This is a genomic window from Dellaglioa sp. CoH-55-MRSF-7, from assembly GCF_056782235.1.
This window is the reverse complement of the sequence record NZ_JBXAYI010000002.1, coordinates 305792-319633: the sequence shown is the minus strand read 5'-3', so window position 1 is coordinate 319633 and position 13842 is coordinate 305792. Positions and strand designations below refer to the sequence as shown.

Annotated in this window: 15 protein-coding genes; 12 read left to right on the top strand and 3 right to left on the bottom strand. The window is 31.6% G+C overall.

The window, feature by feature from the left end; translation table 11 throughout:
• Nucleotides 1-36: 36 nt before the first annotated feature.
• From AC1RPU_RS03410 to AC1RPU_RS03400, 3 genes are read left to right on the top strand one after another with little or no spacing between them, the layout of a single operon-like run.
• Nucleotides 37-1257: a metallophosphoesterase family protein gene (locus AC1RPU_RS03410; RefSeq protein WP_481761184.1), complete on the top strand. Its 1221-nt coding sequence runs from the start codon at nt 37-39 to the stop codon at nt 1255-1257.
• Nucleotides 1244-3934 (top strand): ATP-binding protein, encoded by a 2691-nt coding sequence (locus AC1RPU_RS03405; RefSeq protein ID WP_481761185.1) that lies wholly within the window; start codon nt 1244-1246, stop codon nt 3932-3934. The genes AC1RPU_RS03410 and AC1RPU_RS03405 overlap by 14 nt, the downstream gene beginning before the upstream one ends.
• A 10-nt stretch (nt 3935-3944) precedes the next feature.
• A complete protein-coding gene (locus AC1RPU_RS03400) occupies nt 3945-4919 on the top strand; it encodes a 3'-5' exoribonuclease YhaM family protein (RefSeq protein ID WP_481761186.1) in 975 nt (324 codons plus the stop codon).
• Between the two features lie 86 nt (nt 4920-5005).
• On the opposite strand, the gene AC1RPU_RS03395 is transcribed toward AC1RPU_RS03400, so the two are convergent.
• The 3 genes from AC1RPU_RS03395 to AC1RPU_RS03385 form a co-directional block, all read right to left on the bottom strand.
• Nucleotides 5006-5911 carry a peptidylprolyl isomerase gene (locus AC1RPU_RS03395; RefSeq protein ID WP_481761187.1) on the bottom strand — a complete coding sequence of 302 codons (906 nt, stop codon included), beginning with the start codon at nt 5909-5911 and terminating at the stop codon, nt 5006-5008.
• Between the two features lie 135 nt (nt 5912-6046).
• Complete coding sequence (locus AC1RPU_RS03390; protein ID WP_481761188.1) at nt 6047-6370, bottom strand: hypothetical protein; 324 nt, start codon at nt 6368-6370, stop codon at nt 6047-6049.
• Nucleotides 6370-6801 (bottom strand): HIT family protein, encoded by a 432-nt coding sequence (locus tag AC1RPU_RS03385; RefSeq protein ID WP_481761189.1) that lies wholly within the window; start codon nt 6799-6801, stop codon nt 6370-6372. The genes AC1RPU_RS03390 and AC1RPU_RS03385 overlap by 1 nt, the downstream gene beginning before the upstream one ends.
• 114 nt (nt 6802-6915) lie before the next feature.
• Between AC1RPU_RS03385 and AC1RPU_RS03380 the strand changes: the two genes are divergently transcribed.
• From AC1RPU_RS03380 to AC1RPU_RS03340, 9 genes are all read left to right on the top strand, one after another.
• On the top strand, nt 6916-7653 hold the full coding sequence (locus tag AC1RPU_RS03380) for an ABC transporter ATP-binding protein (protein ID WP_481761190.1): 738 nt from the start codon (nt 6916-6918) through the stop codon (nt 7651-7653).
• Nucleotides 7650-8867: an ABC transporter permease gene (locus AC1RPU_RS03375; protein ID WP_481761191.1), complete on the top strand. Its 1218-nt coding sequence runs from the start codon at nt 7650-7652 to the stop codon at nt 8865-8867. Before AC1RPU_RS03380 ends, AC1RPU_RS03375 begins: the two co-directional genes overlap by 4 nt.
• Nucleotides 8868-8932: 65 nt before the next feature.
• Entirely contained in the window at nt 8933-9721 is a 789-nt protein-coding gene (locus AC1RPU_RS03370; protein WP_481761192.1) for a phosphotransferase, read from the top strand.
• Between the two features lie 74 nt (nt 9722-9795).
• Nucleotides 9796-10455, top strand: a complete 660-nt coding sequence (trmB, locus tag AC1RPU_RS03365) for a tRNA (guanosine(46)-N7)-methyltransferase TrmB (RefSeq protein WP_409022703.1) — start codon at nt 9796-9798, stop codon at nt 10453-10455.
• Nucleotides 10456-10620: 165 nt separating this feature from the next.
• The gene (gene pepA, locus AC1RPU_RS03360; protein WP_409022702.1) at nt 10621-11700 is read left to right on the top strand and encodes a glutamyl aminopeptidase; all 1080 of its coding nucleotides are present in this window, start codon (nt 10621-10623) and stop codon (nt 11698-11700) included.
• Between the two features lie 5 nt (nt 11701-11705).
• Nucleotides 11706-12026 (top strand): thioredoxin family protein, encoded by a 321-nt coding sequence (locus tag AC1RPU_RS03355; protein WP_409022701.1) that lies wholly within the window; start codon nt 11706-11708, stop codon nt 12024-12026.
• 18 nt (nt 12027-12044) lie between these two features.
• Nucleotides 12045-12503 (top strand): universal stress protein, encoded by a 459-nt coding sequence (locus AC1RPU_RS03350; RefSeq protein WP_481761193.1) that lies wholly within the window; start codon nt 12045-12047, stop codon nt 12501-12503.
• 2 nt (nt 12504-12505) lie between these two features.
• Entirely contained in the window at nt 12506-13144 is a 639-nt protein-coding gene (ytpR, locus tag AC1RPU_RS03345) for a YtpR family tRNA-binding protein (RefSeq protein ID WP_481761194.1), read from the top strand.
• 56 nt (nt 13145-13200) lie between these two features.
• A partial coding sequence (locus tag AC1RPU_RS03340) for a hypothetical protein (RefSeq protein WP_481764173.1) occupies nt 13201-13842 on the top strand: 642 nt, incomplete at its 3' end.

Below are 13842 nucleotides of genomic sequence, written 5' to 3'. Positions count from 1 at the left end.
TTTGTACCAGGTTTTTTTTTATAAAGGAGTGGGAAGATGAAATTTATTCATGCAGCTGATTTACATTTAGATAGTCCTTTTGGAGGATTAAAAAATGTACCAAGTCAGTTAATGGATTCGATTTATCAGTCAACATTTAAAGCTTTGAGTAATCTCGTAGATACGGCTATTGAAGAATCAGTAGACTTTGTTTGTTTAGTTGGGGATTTATATGATTCATCTGAGATGAGTATTATGGCACAAACAACGTTAATTAGTCAGTGTGAACGACTGCAAAAGGCCGGAATAAATGTTTATTTGAGTTTTGGTAACCATGATTTTTCTGATAATGCTCAAGATCATTTAACTTTTCCATCAAATGTAACTTTATTTACAAGTGAAGTTGAAACAGTGACGCACATTTTAAAAAATGGCGATGAAGTTCGATTAACTGGGTTTAGTTATGCACATAGATGGGAACCATCAAAAATCGTTGATTATCCTGTTCGTGGTGATGAGAAATGGCATATTGGGCTTATCCATGGGGCAAATGAGGGTATAAATTCAATATCAGATGAAAGTTATGCACCATTTACTGTTAAAGAATTATTACAGAAAAATTATGATTATTGGGGATTGGGTCATATTCATGTAAGACAGATTTTGAATGAACAACCCCCAGTTATCTATCCTGGAAATACACAAGGTCGGCACCGTAAAGAATCAGGCGATAAAGGGTTTTATCTAGTGAATAGTGATGGAAATAAGTTGGTTCCCAAATTTATAACGTCATCTACAATTGATTGGGAAACAGTTAATATTTCAATGGCAAAAATTGATTCACTATCAGATGCTATTGATAAGATTGACGCTGAATGCCAACTTTTTTCTAAAGATAAATCATATTTAATAGTGATACAAATCACAGATTTAGATAATTTTAGTGATAGCCTAGTAAATCGCATTCAAAATGGTGATTTATTAACTGCTTGGATTCAAAAACATATGCCAGATAATTACTATTGGATTGTTAAAATTAAAACGGTGATTAATAAAAAGGTAGCTTTTGAATCAATTGATCAACAATACTGGGAAGAAAGCGCAAAACGTGTTTTTACTGATGATGGAATGACTGAACTCGCTGATAAATTATTACAAATTCCGGAACTTAATACGTACTTATTAGAAACGGGACATTTAGTAGAATTACAAGAAAATTCAAAAACATTGCTTCATGAAAATCAAGCGATAGAGGGTCATATAGATGAAAATAACTAAAGTTAAAATTTACGGATTTGGGAAGTGGCATGATAAAACGTTTGATTTTAATCAAACGAATCAGGTTATTTTTGGTCTGAATGAAGCAGGTAAATCGACGTTAACAGCATTCGTATTGAGTATGTTATTTGGATTTGCAAATGCGAAAAAGAAGTACCAACAATATCTGCCTAAAGACTCATCCACATATGGTGGAGAGTTGGAATTATTAATTGGTAACGATGCTTATCGACTAACTCGTACACAAGGTAAATCTGGTGGCAAGGTATCTATTGTTAAAAGTGATGATGGGATGAAAGTAGCTAGTAGTAAGCTGCATGAATGGCTAAATCCAGTCGATGAAAATTTATACAATCAAGTATTTTCATTTAATCAGCAGGCGTTAAACCAAGTATTTAATTTAACGAATGAAGATTTAAATGAGTATCTAACGACGATGGGAGCAGTTGGTAGTCAAGAATGGTTAGAATTAACTAAAAAAATTCAAAAAGATGCCGATCACGTCTATAAGCCAGCAGGTCGTGTAACTGAGTTAAATAAGGAAATTGCGTTATACAATGATTTAGTTAATAAAATAAATATTGCCAAACAGAAATTTCCGGAATATGTTGAGACACAAAAAAAGTTAGATCAAAATAGGGAACAAATTAAAGGGCTACAAACAACACAATATAATCTAACCAAAGATTACCAACGCTACGAACAATTAAAGCAAAATTGGTCAATATATGAACAATCTAATGAGTTGACGGATAAGCTAAAACAAACTGATGAAGATGCTATGATTTCTGTTGATAATTATCAAAAAATACAAAATTTACTAGAGAAACAAAAGATAAATAATGAAAGGTTAAAATCGATTAATCAGAGTGTAGTTGATGAAAAAGAAAATTTAGCAGCATTAAATTTAATAAATTTTTATGAAAACAATAAAGTTGATTTTGATATATTATTTGAACAATTAGCTGATAATCAACAATATTTAGATAAAGTTGTATTAGAACAGACGAGTTTAAACCAACTATTAACAGAACAAGAACGGTTAATGATGCAATATCAAAATATCAACGGAAAAGTTCCAATAGCGTTTGATCCTGATGATTTTAAAAATATTGTCACATTAATTAAATCTGAAGAGAGCAATAAACGAATACTTCAAGAAATTGAACAAAAGCAATTGACGAAAAAACAAGATATTTTAGATTTAAATCAATCAATTGATCAAAAAAATCAAGTACAAAAAAGTAAATGGTCTACACAACAAAGTATCTTAGTAGGGGTAAGTGTTATACTATTTGTACTAAGTATGATCTTACCAATGCCGTTTAAAATAATGGGATTGATACTAGATATTATGATAGTTGTATATACCATAATTGTATTTAAGCAGTCTAATTCTAAGGATAAATCAAGTAGTGATGCTCTGATGCAAATACAAAATAAAAGACAAATGATTACTGCAGAAATTGATGAAAATCAATTGAAGATAGGTGAACTGGACGAACAATTGAGACAAACTGATACTGAATTAACGGATTATCAAATTCAATACGTTTTAGATGATTTTCCAAAGAATCAGTGGTTCTCAATTCAAAATGACTTAAGTCGAATACAGTCTATAACAGATCAAATTAGTCAAAAATCAGCAGAAATTAAAACGTTAACTGACAAGATAAAAAATTATTTGAATCAGACAGATTTTGCTGATAGTTTTCTAGCACTAAATAAAAGTGATATGGCAGATAGTTTAGCTAGAATTAGAGGCTTTAATGATAAATTACAACCTTTAATTGCTGAATCACAATCAATAAAAAATAAAATGGGCTATTTAAATGAACAACAAAAGCATGAAGATAATGTGACTGCTGATATTTCTAATCAAATTAATGAAATATTAACGCAATATCATTTAACGTCAATTGAGCAATTTGAAAAAAATTACGATTTACAAAAGCAATTTGTTCAAGACAAATCTAAATTGGATACAATTAATGAGCAGCTTCCTGTGGAGGTTAGAAAAAATCTTGCTAGATTTGAAACGAAAGAAAGTTTAGATGAACAATTAGATGAGCTTACAGAACAATTGAAACAATTGCAAAATAGTATAATGAACATTAATCAGGAGATTATTGATCAACAGACGTTATTACGGACTTTGAAGGCAGAAGGGAATTATACAGAACTTCGACAAGAGTTGGCTGAAAAAGTTACAATTTTAAGTGAATTAGCTGATAAATGGTTAACTCAAAAGTTAACTATTAATTGGATTAACGAGGCATTAAAAGACTCTTCTGGGGTTAGAATGCCACAAATGTTGCAATTAGCAAATCATTATTTTGAACTATTAACATTAGGCCATTTTACACAAATAAATAATATATCAGGATTATTAACCGTCGTTTCTTCTGATATGGTATCATTTGAAGTGGGAGAATTGTCACAAGGAACAGCAGAGCAGCTATATATCGCACTTAGATTTGCTTTAATCATGACAATTAATAAATCAATCGAATTACCATTAATTATTGATGATGGGTTTGTTAATTTTGATAAAAACAGAAAAAATGCCGTTTTAAAACTAATACGAGAAATAAGTAAAAAAGTTCAAATTATTTATTTAACGGCAGATGATTCAGGATTAACTGGATTTGATAACGATAAAATAATTAAGTTATAGGAGGATGGACATGGCACAAGAGAAAAAAATATTTGAATATAAAGTTGACGAAAACGTAGCATTATTTGTTTTAATTAAGAGTGCAGAAGTTAGAAATACAAAGAATAATAAGCAATTTATTGCATTTAATTTTGAAGATAGTTCAGGCCAAATTAGCGCTAAGCTTTGGGATGCAACGCCAGAGGCAATTGAACAATTTCAAACGGGTAAAGTTGCCTTTATAAAAGGAAAACGTGAAGTTTACCAAAATAATCCACAGATGAAAATCTATCATATTAGATTGACTGAAGAGGGTGAACCTAATGATCCGAGTCAATTTGTCGTTAGTGCACCAATGAAAAAAGATGAGATGGAAGAAGAATTTAATAAAGCTATTTTTGAAATTACAAACCCAAATTGGAATCGAATTGTAAGATATCTCATTGCCGAAAAACATGATGATTTTTTCAGTTATCCCGCTGCAAAGAAAAATCATCACGCATTTTCTGGTGGGTTAGCCTACCATACACTTTCAATGTTGCGATTAGCTAAATCAATTGTTGCCGAATATGGTGATGTGATTAATGCACCATTACTTTACGCAGGTGTGATTTTACATGATTTAGGAAAAACAATCGAATTATCAGGTTCTGTGGCAACAACTTATACATTAGCTGGAAATTTAATTGGGCATATTGTATTAATTGATGAAGAAATTGTTAAAGCAGCAGGTGAATTAAAAATTGATCTTCAGACAGAAGACATGATTTTATTACGTCACGTTGTTCTTGCGCATCATGGGTTACTAGAGTATGGTTCACCAGTGCAACCTCATTTAATTGAAGCAGATGTTTTACATCAAATTGATAATATTGATGCATCAATTCAAATGTTGAAAGGGTCATTGGCTCATACAGAAGAGGGCGAATTTTCTGAACGTATATTTGGTATGGATGGTCGAAATTTCTATAAACCACATGCTGACAGTAATGTAACAAATAATTAAATTGAAAAATATCTCAATGGATAAATTCCATTGAGATATTTTTTTCGAAAAAAAAACACCAGATATAATCTGATGTTTTGATGTATTTATTTTGAAGATGAAGAAGATGATGATAAGTAGCTTGAAAGAACATCTTTCAAGTCATCATCTTTGATTGATACGTTACCTTTTTTAAGAACTTTACCAACAATTTTTTGTAATTTAGTTGAGTCAGCCATAGTTTCAGTAACAATTTGTTCTTTTAAGTCAGAAATGTGATCGGCTTTTTTACCTTTACCAGCATTTTTAACACTCAAGATTACATCATAACCTGCTGTTGTTTTAACAGGTGTAGTTGTATATTTACCTTGTTTTAAATCAAATGCAGCTTTTTTAAATTCTGCTGTTAGTGTTGTATCTGTATTGTTAAATGCAGCTAAAGTACCACCAGTACTTGCAGAAGTTGTATCTGTTGATTTTGATTTAGCTAATGCAGTAAATTTGTCAGTTAACTTTTTAGCAGTCTTTTGTTCATCAAGTTGTTTGATGATTTTTTCTGCATCTGATTTTGAAGCAACTTGAATACGTTGAACTGTAATAGTTGGTTGGTATTCTTCCCATTGCTTATCTACAGCTGTAGAACTTAAATCACTGTAATGTTTAACAGCAGCTTTTAAAAGTAAGTTAGAACGTAATTCTGCTTTAAAACTAGTCTTTGTCATACTGTTTTGTGATAAGACAGATGAGAAACTTGAACCATATTTAGCTTTATAAGTATCGTATTGTTTTGTGACTTCTTTATCAGAAACATCATCACCATATTGTTTTTCCAATACTTTGTTCAAAATCATTTGTTGTAAAATTGATGTACCACTTGAAGTTTTCTTCAAACTATCGTAGTAAGCACTTTCTGTAACCTTACCACCTGAAGTAGTTGCAACTGTTGAGCTCCCACAACCCGCTAATGTAAATGTTAATAGTACGCCGGCTAAAGCAACAAGCCATTTTTTCATAACCTAACACATCCTATTTCTTAAATTTTTTGTCTTCTCAATGAAAGACTAATACGTTTAATATAACATAATTATCATATAATGAAAGTAAATGACCGAAAATTCACAAAAAAATCAAACTTTTAAAAGCCTAATTCATTGATACTTTTCTAATTTTTTATTAATTTTATTGATATTTGGCTCGATCTCATAAGTAAACTTTTCTATACGATTGCTAATGGAATCGACGATGGGTAATGTTTCTTCGATAATCGTATTCAGATGATCTGTAGCATACTGCAATTTTTTTGATGAATTAGTTACGCGATTGATATCATTTTGATAGTCAGAAAAATCTGCTTTTAACTGAACTTTTTTATCTGCAACAAAAGTAATAAGTTCATCTCTATGGTTATAGGCATAGTATGCTGACCCACCAATAATTGATAACAAACTAATTCGTTTAAGTGTTTTTGACATTATTTTTCTCCAATCTTATTCTTGATTGACATCATAATTGATTCAAGTTGCTCGGATGTGTACTTCTTGGAATTATCCTTGAATGACATTTTAAAAGTATCTTTTGTTGAGTATCTAGGAATTAAATGAAAATGTGAGTGAAAAACAGATTGGTAAGCTAGTTCACCGTTATTATTGACGATATTCATCCCTTGAATATCTGGATTGCTTACTTTAATTGCGGAAGCAATCATTGGAATTTTAGAAAAAACTTTACTAGCGAGTGCTTGGTCATATTCAAAAATATTAGCAACATGTTTTTTTGGAATAACAAGTGTATGGCCTGGGGTTGTTTGTGAGATATCAAGAAATGCTTTAATGTCTTCATCTTCGTATACGGTGAAACTAGGAATATCATTGGCAATTATTTTACAAAAAATACAGTCAGTCATATGTTTGCCTTCTTTCAAAGTTAGTTAATACTTTTATTATACATCATGAATGATAATTCACCATAATATGATATAATTAAAGGCATAAATAAATTGTAAATGGGGAATTAGAAAATGACATTAGAAGTTAAAAATTTAGTGGGTGGTTACTCTCAAATACCAGTTTTAAAAGATATTTCTTTTGAAGTTAAACCTGGAAATGTCGTTGGCTTAATTGGTTTAAATGGTGCAGGTAAATCGACTACAATCAATCATATAATTGGGTTATTAACCCCGCAAAAAGGAACTATTAAATTAAATGGCGTAACCTTAAGGGAAGATAGCCAGGCTTATAAATCACATTTAGCATATATTCCTGAAACGCCTATTCTTTATGAAGAATTAACATTAAAAGAACACATTGAACTCTCAATGATGGCTTATGGATTGAATGAAACTAAGGCATGGAAAAAAGCTAATGAATTACTTAAAATATTTAGACTTGATAACAAGTTAGAATGGTTTCCCGCTAACTTTTCAAAAGGGATGAAACAAAAAGTTATGATTGTCTGTGCTTTTTTAACAGAATCTGATTTTTATGTTATTGATGAGCCATTTCTCGGGCTAGACCCCTTAGCAATTAACGATTTATTAGAGTTAATTGTTGCTGAAAAGAAGCGTGGCGCAAGTGTCTTAATGTCAACTCACGTTTTAGCCACAGCTGAAAAGTATTGCGATTGGTTCATTTTACTGAATAAAGGTGAAATTAAAACACAAGGAACAATGGTTGAATTAAGACAAGCCTATAAGAATCCAGATGCTTCCTTAGATGAAATTTATCTTGGTTTAACTAAGGAAGAGGTAACAAAATGAAAGACTTATGGACAACACGTTTAAAAAGTCATCAGTTATTATTATTAAAATATTTACGATATGTTTTGAATGATCATTTTGTTGTTGCAATTATGTTTTTTGTTGGTGGACTTGGTTTGGCTTATTCAAATGGGCTAAAGGTGATGCCTGTTAATTTAGTTTGGTATCGGCCTGCATTAGTGATTGGATTACTGGTGATTTTACAAATCGGCCGTTTAAGTACGTTATTAAAAGAAGCGGATATTGTTTTTCTTTTACCACAGGAACATGCATTAATTAGTTATTTAAAAAAGGCAAAACGCTATTCAACAGTTATGGCCAGCTTAATGCAAGTTGGATTTATTGTGTTACTTATCCCAGTTATGATGATTGGAATGAAAATCTCAGTAATCAATATTATTTTCTTGATTTTAACGCAACTATGCTTGAAAAATAATTGGTTAGTCATTTCATTACTTGAAAAATATCAAAATAACCGGTTTAGTTGGGGAAGTATCAAATTAGTTAATATTTTATTGCCTATTTTGATTTATATCCTTGGATTATATGGTACGTTTATTCTGAGTTTTATCGTTGCTATTTTAAGTAGCTTTGTTTTAAATCAGCTAGCTGCAAAAGGATTTAAGGAAATCTTTGATTGGAAAAAAGCAATCAGTTTTGAAGAAAATAGAATGTTAGGGATTTACCGTTTCTTTAATTTATTTACTGATGTACCAATGGTTAGAGGGAATGTTAAGAGAAGAGTGTACCTTGATTTCATTTTAAATCATATTAAAAAAGATGACGCAAATGTTTATACATTTTTATATGCAAGGGGATTTATTCGCGGAACTGAATTTAGTGGCTTATTTATTAGATTAACTCTAATTGGAGCGCTAATTATTGCATTTATTTCAAATGGTTGGCTAGCACTCGCATTTTTAATCTTATTTATTTATCTGATTGGTTTTCAATTGTTACCTTTTGCAAAACATTACGATAATATTATTTTTACTAGACTATATCCAAAAGGAAAAGAGTATCAAATTAAGAATTTCAAAAAGTTTACATTAACAATTATAAGTGTAAGTGCAGTACTTTTTAATATCGCAATCTATATTGGTACAGGACAATTTTTAATGATGGGTTATGGTGTTTTGGTGAGTTTAGTGGAAATAATGCTGTTTACTAATGTTTACTTAGTTACCAGAGTTAAAAAAATCCTTGACGTATAATAGGGATGTTTGTAAGATGAAACTATAGCATCAGAGCTTAGTCGGGAAAAAGAGGTAATAATAGTATGGATTTTAATTTAGATCCCGGTTGGCAATTGTTACCAATTGGTGGAGATACAGGCACTGCATACATGGGTACACGTGCACAAGAAAAGGTGTTTTTGAAACAAAATATGTCACCTTTTTTAGCTGCGCTCTCAGTTGCTGGTATTACACCAAAATTAATTTGGACTAAGCGAATCTCAAGTGGGGATACAATAACTGCACAAGAGTGGCTAAATGGACGAAACCTTCATTCTGATGAAATGGATCAAAAAATGGTTCCTGAATTATTATCTAAAATTCATCGCTCAAAGCAATTAAAAAATATGTTGAGACAGGTTGGTGGAGAAGTTATCACACCTAGTGGCTTATTAGCTAATTATTTTGACGATTTGAGTGATGATTTAAAGCAGCACCCCTTGCTATCAAAAATGTTTCAGCAATTAAATGAACATCAACCTGAACTATCAACGGATAAGTATACAGTTTGTCATGGTGATTTGAATCATCGAAATTGGTTACAGTCTGATACTAATCAATTATATTTAGTTGATTGGGAGTCAGCAAAAATTGCTGATCCTGCTATGGATTTGAGCTTAGTTATGTCTGAATACATTCCAGATACACAATGGAGTAGTTGGCTGAGTGGTTATCATGAGTCATTGGAGAATAACGATTTATTAAACAGAATAAACTGGTACATTATAATAGCAAAATTACAACGAATAAAAAAAGCACATCAATTAAGTCGATTTCATGAAATGAATCAGGCAATAATAGAATTACAAAAATATAATATAAAAATGGATTAAAAAGTAAGTGGGGCTAAAACGATTAATACGTTCTAGCCCCACTTACTTTATCAAATGAAATGAGGATATATAAGTTGAGATTAAGAAATAAAGCATGGGCTGAACCGTTAATTGCAGAACATCCGGAACTACTTGTAACATCACCTAATCAGTTTAAGGGTAAATGGCAATCAAGATTTGAGAAAAAACAACCACTTTTTATTGAAATAGGTATGGGTAAGGGTGGATTTATTATGGGAATGGCTAGAAAATTTCCGGAATATAATTTTATCGGAATTGAATTGCAAACGACAATTGCAGCAATTACGTTGAAGAAACAAGTTGAAGCACAAATTCCAAATTTACAATTAATTTTAGGTAACGGTGATTCGGTAACTGAATTTTTTGATGATAATGAAGTTGATGGCATTTATTTGAATTTTTCAGATCCTTGGCCTAAAACAAGACAAGCCAAACGTCGACTTACTCATGGCAGTTTCTTAAAAGGCTATGAAAAAGTTATGAAAAATGATGGTCATCTTGAATTTAAGACAGATAATCGTGGCTTGTTTGAATACTCATTAGTTAGTTTAAATGAGTATGGAATGGGTTATGATCAAGTTTGGCTTGATTTACATGCAAGCGTTGAAGCTGAAGATAATGTCATGACTGAATATGAAGAAAAATTTAGTAAAAAGGGACAGCCTATCTATAAGTTAGAAGCACATTTTAATACGTCTAAAAATCTGGAATAAAAATTCCAGATTTTTTTTGTAAAAACGCCGTTACATAGTAACTAAGCTACATTCATGGATTCTTTTATGGTACTATTATATAATATAAAGTAAGAAATATTAAGCTAAGTGAGTAGACAAAATTGGGACTAATTCGTCCAATAAAATGAAAAGGGGCTCTCTAATATGAATGATAAAACGTTTAATTTAGTTAAAACAATGACTGAACTTCAGGCAACAAGTGGATTTGAAAATAACGTACGTGATGTAATGCGCGAAAAAATGACACCAAATGTTGATGAGGTTGTTCAGGATGGTTTGGGTGGGATTTTTGGTATCCGTAAAAATGCAGATATAAATGCACCTAAAATTATGACCGCTGCTCATATGGACGAAGTTGGATTCATGCTTGCCGCAATTAATGACAATGGGTTATTTTCAGTTCGCCCACTTGGTGGATGGAATCCATTTGTTGTTTCTTCACAACGATTCACACTAACAACACGATCAGGTCAAACGTACCCAATAATTTCTTCTTCAGTATCACCTCATTTATTGCGTGGTGATAATCATCAAAATGCAACACCACAAATTAATGATATTTTATTTGATGGTGGATTTGAATCTGCAAGTGAAGCAAAAGAGTTTGGTATTGCACCAGGAGATTATATTGTTCCGGATGTTGAAACAATTAAAACAGCTAATGGTAAAAATATTATTAGTAAGGCATGGGATAACCGTTACGGTTGTACTGCAGTACTGGAAACACTTGAAAAATTAAAAGACGTAACATTACCAAATACTTTATTCGCTGGTGCTAATGTTCAAGAAGAAGTTGGACTACGAGGCACGCCAGGTGCAGTAAATATGCTGAAACCTGATTTATTTTTTGCTGTCGACTGTTCAGCAGCAAATGATATTGAAACAACAAAGGGAACATTTGGACATCTTGGTGAAGGAACGTTGATCAGAATTTATGATCCAAGATTAGTAACGCTTCCTAGATTAAAAGAATTTTTATTGGATACTGCTTCGGATAACAATATTCCTTATCAGTACTTTGTTTCTCAAGGTGGTACTGATGCTGGCGCAGCTCAAACAGCAAATAATGGTATTCCAAGTTCTGTTATTGGCGTTTGTGCACGTTATATTCATACGCATCAAACAATGTTCTCAATCAGAGACTATGAAGCAGCAAAAGAATTACTTGAAAAAACAATTTTAGGATTGGACCGTTCAACTGTCGATACAATCATTAAGGGGTAGTTAGATTGGAAAAATTAAAAGTTTTAGAAAAAGATAAATTAAATGAATTATTATTGAATGGTAAATCATTGTTTTATTTTACGGCAGGTTGGTGTCCAGACTGTAACTTTATTGAACCATTAATGCCTGAAATTGAAGCAGAGTATTCCGATTTTAAATTCTATAAAGTAGATCGCGATGAACAAATTGAACTTTGCCAAGATTGGGGTATTTTTGGTATTCCGAGTTTTGTTGCATACAATAACGGTGTTGAGCTTGATCGTTATGTGAATAAAGAGCGTAAAACGAAAGAACAAATCGAATCATTTATGAACAAATTAGACTAAACCATTGGGGTGATAGTGATGTTTGAACAAGTTTATAAAAGAGTAATGGTCGGGATAGATGGAAGTGTGCAATCTGAACGTGCATTTAATCAGGCAGTTGAGAGTACTTTAAAAAACGAGGCTAGTTTAATAGTTGTACATGTTGTTGAGCGAAGTGTTGACAATACATTTTCTGAAGATGAAGATGACGTTACAACTGAAGTTAAGCGATTAAATGATACCTTAGCCGACTACAAACAAATTGCGATAGATAAGGGCGTTATTGATGTTGAAACTATTTTAGTATATGGATCTTCTAAAGTTTTATTAAGTCGTGAAATACCAGAAGAAAAACATATTGATTTAATTATGGTTGGGCAAACAGGGGCTAACGTTGTTGAAAGATTTGTGAATGGATCAACAACAGATGCAATTCTAAGAAATGCGCCATGTGACGTCTTAGTCATTAGTGATAATAAGAAGGGAACTCATAAATAAATATGTTAATAGCAAGTTATAATTTAAAGAACGTTGGCGATACATTAATGGTTGTTTTACGTGAAGAGGTAGAAAACCAAAAGTCAGAATTAAAAAATAATGTCGTTCGTATTTTCAATGAAAAATCGAATGAAACGTTGGGATTTAATTTTCTAGAAATCTCTAAAGAATCACTTGATTTAGTAGGTAACGGACAAATCTTTTTAGATGAAAAACAAGTAGAAAAATTAAATCAACTTATCGTTGCTGCTGGATTTAAGGATGTACTTGTTGTCGATGACGATCCTAAATTTGTTGTGGGATATGTAGCTGAATGTAATGAACATCCTGATTCTGATCATTTGCATATCACAAAAATTGAAGTCAATAATGGTGAGACACTAGATATCGTTTGTGGTGCACCTAATATTGAACAAGGTCAGCTTGTTGTTGTTGCTAAAGTTGGCGCAATGATGCCAACTGGGGCTATTATTTGGCCGGGTAAATTACGTGGTATTGATAGTTATGGCATGGTTTGTTCAGCTCAAGAGTTGGCTATTCCTAATGCTCCAACTGTCCATGGTATTTTAGTTTTAGATGAAAAGATGAATCATGTTGGTGATGCATTCGATTTTGAGAAGGCAGCCAAATTATTTGCATAATATAGATTTATAAAAACTAATTGCGGTTATTGCAATTAGTTTTTTACATAGTTAGGATGAAATTAATGGAGCGTTACGATGGACCTGCATTTTATAAGAAAACGTTAAAAAAAGATGTAAATAAACCACATCACAATGAGAAATTTGCGCGCAAAGAGACAAAGATAGATAGTCAAAGTGAAAAAGCACAAATTAATCGCTATTCTCGAGGTTTCAAACCAAAACAAATCCCCACATTTTTTACAAATAAAAAGCAAAATAAAAACGTAAGGTATCGGAAAATTTTAGTTCAATTAACTAAAGCAAAGGATACTTATTTACTGTTTGATGATTTTGCTGAAGAGGAAAATCAAGTATCTAATAATGATGAAAATACGTTATATTCTGTGGATAGTGTAGCTAAAAAAATAGTACCAGAAGTAGATTCAGTAATCGAAGATAATAAACAAGAAGATACTTTATTACAAAATACAAATTTAGAGCCTGATGTGTTTGATGAAAAAAATGAACAGATAAAAAAAGCAAATATAAATGTAGTTGCTAATAACAAGCACGCTTTAGCTCGAGGATTATTTGAAATATCAGTTTCTGAGAATGAGGCTCAAAATGAATTAGCCGTTTTTAAAAATAAACCTGAAGTTTTGTCACGTGAAGAACTTGCATTTGTAAGTACCAATCACCAAACTAATGAAGAAGTA

Coding starts and splice junctions, on each gene's coding strand:
- AC1RPU_RS03410 (WP_481761184.1), top strand. CDS start 37: ATGAAATTTATTCATGCAGCTGATTTACATTTAGATAGTCCTTTTGGA.
- AC1RPU_RS03405 (WP_481761185.1), top strand. CDS start 1,244: ATGAAAATAACTAAAGTTAAAATTTACGGATTTGGGAAGTGGCATGAT.
- AC1RPU_RS03400 (WP_481761186.1), top strand. CDS start 3,945: ATGGCACAAGAGAAAAAAATATTTGAATATAAAGTTGACGAAAACGTA.
- AC1RPU_RS03395 (WP_481761187.1), bottom strand. CDS start 5,911: ATGAAAAAATGGCTTGTTGCTTTAGCCGGCGTACTATTAACATTTACA.
- AC1RPU_RS03390 (WP_481761188.1), bottom strand. CDS start 6,370: ATGTCAAAAACACTTAAACGAATTAGTTTGTTATCAATTATTGGTGGG.
- AC1RPU_RS03385 (WP_481761189.1), bottom strand. CDS start 6,801: ATGACTGACTGTATTTTTTGTAAAATAATTGCCAATGATATTCCTAGT.
- AC1RPU_RS03380 (WP_481761190.1), top strand. CDS start 6,916: ATGACATTAGAAGTTAAAAATTTAGTGGGTGGTTACTCTCAAATACCA.
- AC1RPU_RS03375 (WP_481761191.1), top strand. CDS start 7,650: ATGAAAGACTTATGGACAACACGTTTAAAAAGTCATCAGTTATTATTA.
- AC1RPU_RS03370 (WP_481761192.1), top strand. CDS start 8,933: ATGGATTTTAATTTAGATCCCGGTTGGCAATTGTTACCAATTGGTGGA.
- pepA (WP_409022702.1), top strand. CDS start 10,621: ATGAATGATAAAACGTTTAATTTAGTTAAAACAATGACTGAACTTCAG.
- AC1RPU_RS03350 (WP_481761193.1), top strand. CDS start 12,045: ATGTTTGAACAAGTTTATAAAAGAGTAATGGTCGGGATAGATGGAAGT.
- ytpR (WP_481761194.1), top strand. CDS start 12,506: ATGTTAATAGCAAGTTATAATTTAAAGAACGTTGGCGATACATTAATG.